This window comes from Klebsiella sp. ME-303, assembly GCF_007910085.1.
GTDB lineage: Bacteria > Pseudomonadota > Gammaproteobacteria > Enterobacterales > Enterobacteriaceae > Klebsiella > Klebsiella michiganensis.
The window spans coordinates 1-4,616 of record NZ_VOJB01000032.1 but is presented as its reverse complement, the minus strand read 5'-3'; the positions used below and the strand labels follow the sequence as shown (position 1 = coordinate 4,616).

Genomic DNA, 4,616 nt, shown 5'->3' with positions numbered 1-4,616 from the left:
GTCAATCAGGACAAAAAATAACGTATGTTCTTCGTGAATCCATACTGCATGAGCTTAACAACGTCTGCCATTGGCACAAAGCCGATCTTCAGCCCTCCCTAAAGATTAATGAACACATCTAATAAACCCTAGCTAATTACCCCATCTAATCGAATAAATCAGTTTGCGTTATGCTTTTCCAACACAACAGCTGAAGGATAACGTCATGCAAACTGTAAAACTGAACAACGGTATTGAAATGCCCCTGCTGGGCTTTGGTGTCTTCCAGATGACGGATGCTGCTGAATGCGAAAGAGCGGTTATTGATGCGATCGATACGGGATACCGCCTGATCGATACCGCCGCGTCTTACCAGAATGAAACCCAGGTCGGGAACGCTCTGAAACAGAGCGGTATCGCGCGTAACGAACTTTTTGTAACGACCAAACTGTGGCTACAGGATACCAATTACGAAGGCGCTAAAGCCCAGTTCGAACGCTCCCTGAATCGGCTGCAACTTGATTACGTCGACCTGTATCTGATTCACCAGCCTTACGGCGATGTCCATGGGGCATGGCGTGCTATGGAAGAACTGCAGCAGGCAGGCAAAATTCGCGCCATTGGCGTCAGCAACTTCCATCCAGACCGACTGGCCGACCTTATCGCCTTTAACAAAGTGGCCCCTGCGGTAAACCAGATTGAAGTAAACCCCTTCAACCAGCAGCTGCATGCTGTTCCGTGGAATCAAAGCCATGGCATTCAGCCGGAAGCCTGGGCACCGTTTGCTGAGGGTAAAAATGGCCTGTTCCAGCATCCCGTGTTAACGGCGATTGGCCAGAAGTACGGCAAAAGCGTGGGTCAGGTTGTGCTGCGTTGGATCTTCCAGCGAGGCATCGTTTCGCTGGCGAAATCGGTGCGCAAAGAACGCATGGAAGAGAACATCAACATTCTCGATTTTGAACTCAGCTCTGAAGATATGCTGCAGATTGCTGCCCTCGACACTGCAACCAGCGCCTTCTTCTCTCACCGCGACCCGGCGATGGTGGAATGGCTGACGGGCCGCAAACTTGATGTTTAAGTCCCGATAAAAGAGGTATTCATTCAATGCAAAAACGTTATCTGGGTAAATCCCGACTCGAAGTATCCGCGCTTGGGCTCGGTTGCATGGGCTTAAGCCACGGCTATGGTCCGGCGACCGATACTCGTCAGGCTATCGAGCTCATTCGCGCAGCGGTTGAACGTGGCGTCACCTTCTTCGATACCGCTGAAGTGTATGGACCTTTTCTTAATGAAGAGGTTGTCGGCGAAGCCTTAAAACCATTTCGTGACCACGTGGTCATCGCCACTAAGTTTGGTTTTACTTTTGGCGACGACAACAAGCAGCAGATTTTAAACAGCCGTCCGGAGCATATCCGTGAAGCTGTGGAAGGATCATTACGCCGTCTTAAGACTGATGTCATTGACCTGCTGTACCAACACCGTGTCGATCCAGATGTCCCGATTGAAGATGTTGCAGGAACGGTGAAAGACCTGATAGCTGAAGGCAAAGTCAAACATTTCGGTCTGTCCGAGGCTGGCGCGCTAACCATTCGTCGTGCGCATGCCGTACAACCGGTCACTGCCCTGCAAAGCGAATACTCAATGTGGTGGCGCGAACCGGAGCGGGAGATCCTGCCGTTACTGGAGGAACTGGGCATTGGTTTCGTTCCCTTCAGCCCATTAGGCAAAGGCTTCCTGACGGGATCTATTAAGCCAGGAACAACTTTTGGCATGGATGATTACCGCAGCACTGTGCCGCGTTTCGCCGAGCAGGCGATTGAAGCCAATGAAAAGCTGGTCGCATTGCTGGGTGAACTGGCGGCAGAGAAAGGTGTGACGTCTGCACAAATCGCTCTGGCATGGCTGCTGGCACAAAAGCCGTGGATTGTTCCTATCCCTGGTACAACCAAAATGCACCGGCTGGAGGAAAATCTGGGGGCTGCCGACATCATTCTTTCACAGGATGACTCACTGCAGATAACCCAGGCGCTTGAAACGATTAAAATCGTCGGCGAGCGTTACTCTCCTGAGCATCAGGCTCGCGTGGGCCGTTAATACCCGGACGGGTCTACGGACCCGTTATTCCGAGTAGCGAAGTGCATCGATCATCAACGCAAAAGCGGGCGGATGCTGCTTACGGCTCGGGTAATAAAGATAATATCCGGGGAAAGACGGACACCAGTCCTGCAGAACCTGAATAAGCTCTCCTGACTTTATATAATCCTGCACCCTGTCTTCAGGTATACAAGCGATGCCAAAACCGGATAACGCCGCATCAATCCTTTCCGCTTGCAGATTAAACGTGACCTGCCCTTCCACTCTGACCCGTAACGGTTTCCCATCCTTCTCAAACTCCCAGTGGTAAAGCCCACCGGCTGTTGGCAGGCGCATATTGATACACCGATGATTTTGTAGCTCGTGCGGCGTTTCAGGTGCAGGGTTTGCAGCGAAATAAGACGGTGCTCCCACCACAGCCATTCTCATGTCCGGCCCAATTCTTACCGCAATCATGTCTTTATCCACGCTTTCCCCCAGACGGATCCCGGCATCAAAACGCCCCTCAACAATATCGACAAAGCCGTTATCAACGACCAGTTCAACATTGATTTCCGGGTATTCCCTGAGGAAGGGTTTTAGCTTCGGCCATACCAGACTTCGCACGGCATGCTCCCCGGCAGATAAACGGATATTACCGGAGGCAGTGCCGTTCAGTTGAACCAGCGATTCCAGTTCCTGCTCGAGATCGGCAATACGCGGTTCAAGGCAGGCAATAATTCTCTCACCGGCCTCTGTAGGGGCTACGCTTCGGGTCGTGCGGGTCAGAAGGCGGATATTCAGCCTTTCCTCCAGGGCCTTCATCGCGTGGCTGAGTGCAGACTGAGAAACGCCCAGTTTGCCCGCTGCTTTGGTAAAACTTCGCTCCCTTGCCACCACAAGAAAGATTTGCAGTTCGTTGAAATTTTCTTTGAGCATCGGCGATTTCCTTATGGAGGCATTCCCTTCATCGCACACTCATGAAGGGTGTTCATAGACACAATCATTTTAGCCCTATTACTGACATTAATGATAATTGATATTCTGACCGTATCGAAAATAAGTCTGAATTATCAGTAGGTTTATCATGAGAATACTCGTTGCAGGGGCGACAGGAAGTATTGGCCTTCATGTCGTCAATACCGCTATCAAAATGGGCCATCAGCCTGTAGCGCTGATCCGAAATAAGCGCAAAGTGAAATCGCTTCCTCGGGGAACAGATATTTTTTACGGCGATGTTTCATTGCCTGAAACACTCACCGAATTACCGAAAGATATTGATGCCATCATCTTCACTCTCGGTTCCGATGGTCAGGGTCGTATTGGTGCCAGGGCGATAGATTATGGCGGAGTGCGCAATATTTTACGAATATTCAGGGATGTATCTGTTCGTATCAGCCTGATGACCACGATTGGCGTGACTGAACGACTCAGCACCTGGAATCAACGCACTGAGGTTCATGACTGGAAAAGACGTGCCGAGCGTCTGGTCAGGGCCACTGATCACCCCTATACCATCGTCAGGCCCGGCTGGTTTGATTACAACAATGATGATGAACACCGAATCGTTATGCTTCAGGGAGATCGTCGCCATGCAGGAACACCGGAAGATGGTGTGATATCCCGGGAGCAAATCGCCCAGGTTCTGGTCAGTGCCCTGACCCACGACGAGGCAAAAAATAAAACGTTCGAGCTGGTGGCTGAACGAGGTGAAGCACAGCAGGATCTTAACCCACTGTTTGCAGACCTGCAGGCTGATGATCCACAAAAAAATGATGGGGTTCTGGACATAGACAATATGCCTCTGCGTGAAGAACCTGACTGCATTATTAACGAGCTGAATTTGTATTCAAAAAAATTAACTAATCGACAACCCTGACAATTTTGTCATATAGCCGTCAGCCTCATGACAGTTTAAGTCTGTATATTTGAATACACAGATGGAGGAAGTTACTCCTGATACAAGTCCAGTTTCAAGCATATTGTTAAAGAGGTACTAGATATGAAAACACTACTTATTACTACATTGGTCATGGGGTTTATTTCAGTGAATGCCGCCTCTGCTGCTCAGGAAATTAACCATGCAGATGGGAAAGAAAAGATCGGTGTAGTATCAGTAAGCAATGCATATACGCTTGATGATTTATCTAATGCGCTCTCTCGTAAGGCTGATGAGCAAGGAGCAACGTCATTCAAAATCCTGTCGACAACGGGGGATAACAGGCTACATGGGGTTGCTGAAATATATAAGTAAATCATTAGCATCCCGACAGGATGTGTCACAGCCCTCTTATAGTGAGCGTCGTTCTATGTTCAGAACAGAAGACATCATCGATGAGATAACTTAATGGATTGATTCAAACTTACATAAACCGCTGAAGATAGAGGATGTTGCTGCGTGGGCAGGATACTCCAGGTGGCATCTTCAGCGGATTTTTGTGCAGGTGAAATAATTTATTTACTCCTTCTTTCCATGATAATTATAGAAATGTGCAGATACACCACTTCTGGACTTTATAGATAGCTCTTCATGCCTGTCTCTATAATAAAAATAAAGCTCATCG

At 49.0% G+C, this 4,616-nt stretch carries 5 protein-coding genes and 1 pseudogene; 5 read left to right on the top strand and 1 reads right to left on the bottom strand.

Annotated elements, in window-relative coordinates; translation table 11 throughout:
• Positions 1 to 205: 205 nt before the first annotated feature.
• Together FQK12_RS00415 and FQK12_RS00410 are read left to right on the top strand one after the other, a co-directional pair.
• Positions 206 to 1,057, top strand: a complete 852-nt coding sequence (locus FQK12_RS00415; RefSeq protein ID WP_014226777.1) for an aldo/keto reductase — start codon at positions 206 to 208, stop codon at positions 1,055 to 1,057.
• A 26-nt stretch (positions 1,058 to 1,083) separates the two neighbouring features.
• Complete coding sequence (locus tag FQK12_RS00410) at positions 1,084 to 2,073, top strand: aldo/keto reductase (RefSeq protein ID WP_014226778.1); 990 nt, start codon at positions 1,084 to 1,086, stop codon at positions 2,071 to 2,073.
• Positions 2,074 to 2,097: 24 nt separating this feature from the next.
• On the opposite strand, the gene FQK12_RS00405 is transcribed toward FQK12_RS00410, so the two are convergent.
• On the bottom strand, positions 2,098 to 2,991 hold the full coding sequence (locus tag FQK12_RS00405) for a LysR family transcriptional regulator (RefSeq protein ID WP_014226779.1): 894 nt from the start codon (positions 2,989 to 2,991) through the stop codon (positions 2,098 to 2,100).
• 148 nt (positions 2,992 to 3,139) lie between these two features.
• On the opposite strand from FQK12_RS00405, the gene FQK12_RS00400 reads away from it, so the two are divergent.
• From FQK12_RS00400 to FQK12_RS27950, 3 genes and pseudogenes are all read left to right on the top strand, one after another.
• A complete protein-coding gene (locus FQK12_RS00400; RefSeq protein WP_014226780.1) occupies positions 3,140 to 3,931 on the top strand; it encodes an SDR family oxidoreductase in 792 nt (263 codons plus the stop codon).
• A gap of 123 nt (positions 3,932 to 4,054) precedes the next feature.
• A complete protein-coding gene (locus FQK12_RS00395) occupies positions 4,055 to 4,306 on the top strand; it encodes a DUF1471 domain-containing protein (RefSeq protein WP_014226781.1) in 252 nt (83 codons plus the stop codon).
• A gap of 97 nt (positions 4,307 to 4,403) precedes the next feature.
• Positions 4,404 to 4,502: pseudogene (locus FQK12_RS27950) on the top strand (DNA-binding transcriptional regulator RamA); the annotation flags it as partial.
• Between the last annotated feature and the right edge of the window lie 114 nt (positions 4,503 to 4,616).